Below are 1,153 nucleotides of genomic sequence, written 5' to 3'. Positions count from 1 at the left end.
TGTAGCGGCAATATCCTAATGTCGTGTTCTGGCTATTTACAGATGTCGGGTTTTAACCGGTGGCAAGCTGGCAGCTGATCGTCCAGCGGGGGCCCAGTCATGTCACCGAACCCACCTGTGAGCTTGACCATGCGCGAATGGGACAAACTGAAGGTTATCGAGGCGGTAGTCCAGACGGGTTTGAAGCCCGGACGCGCGGCTGAGCGCTTGGGCCTGTCGGTACGCCAGATCGAGCGGCTGGTGGTGCGCTATCGTGAGCACGGAGTGCAAGGCGTGGCGTCGGGCAAGCGCGGCCGACCGGGCAATCGCAAGCTCGACGATGCCTTGGCGCGGCGCGCCGTGAGTATTATCCGAGAGCGCTACGCCGACTTCGGCCCGACTTTGGCGCGCGAGAAGCTCGAGGAATGCCACGGCATCCGGCTGGCCAAGGAAACGGTGCGGCATCTGATGACGGACGCGGGTCTGTGGGTGCCACGCCGGCAACGCCCACCGAAGGTCTATCAGCCGCGCGCCCGGCGTTCGTGTCTGGGTGAGTTGATCCAGATCGACGGCTGCGAGCATCGCTGGTTCGAGGAGCGTGCGCCGCAATGCACGCTGCTGGTGTACGTCGACGACGCCACCAGCCGGCTGATGCTGCTGCATTTCACGCGCAGCGAGTCGACCTTCAGCTATTTTGAGGCCACGCGTGCCTACATCGAGCGCTACGGTAAGCCAGGCGCATTCTACAGCGACAAGGCCACGGTGTTTCGCAACGCAACCGCAGGCAAGACGGGCCACAGCATCACGCAATTCGGTCGCGCGATGTTCGAGTTGAACATCGACACCTTCTGCGCCAACTCGAGCCCGGCCAAGGGGCGCGTGGAACGCGCGCATCTGACCTTGCAGGATCGTCTGGTCAAGGAGTTACGCCTGCGCGGCATCAGCACGCTGGAGCAAGCCAACGCGTATGCGCCCTGTTTCATGGCCGACTACAACGCGCGCTTTGCCAAGCCACCGCGAAGCGACTATGACGCGCATCGTTCGCTGCGCACCGACGAGAGTCTGGAACGGGCGCTGACGTGGCGCGAAGCGCGACGGGTCACCAAGACGCTCACCGTGCAGTACGACCGCGTGCTGTATCTGCTGGACGATACCGACGCAAACCGCGCGCTGA

Annotated in this window: 1 protein-coding gene; it reads left to right on the top strand. The window is 63.3% G+C overall.

Annotated elements, in window-relative coordinates; genetic code table 11:
* Positions 1 to 99 precede the first annotated feature (99 nt).
* Positions 100 to 1,153 (top strand): ISNCY family transposase (locus AWB76_RS38660; RefSeq protein WP_061165334.1); only part of this gene is annotated, 1,054 nt, incomplete at its 3' end.

The organism is Caballeronia temeraria (assembly GCF_001544795.2).
Taxonomy (GTDB): Bacteria; Pseudomonadota; Gammaproteobacteria; order Burkholderiales; family Burkholderiaceae; genus Caballeronia; species Caballeronia temeraria.
This window is presented reverse-complemented; position numbering and strand designations above follow the sequence as displayed.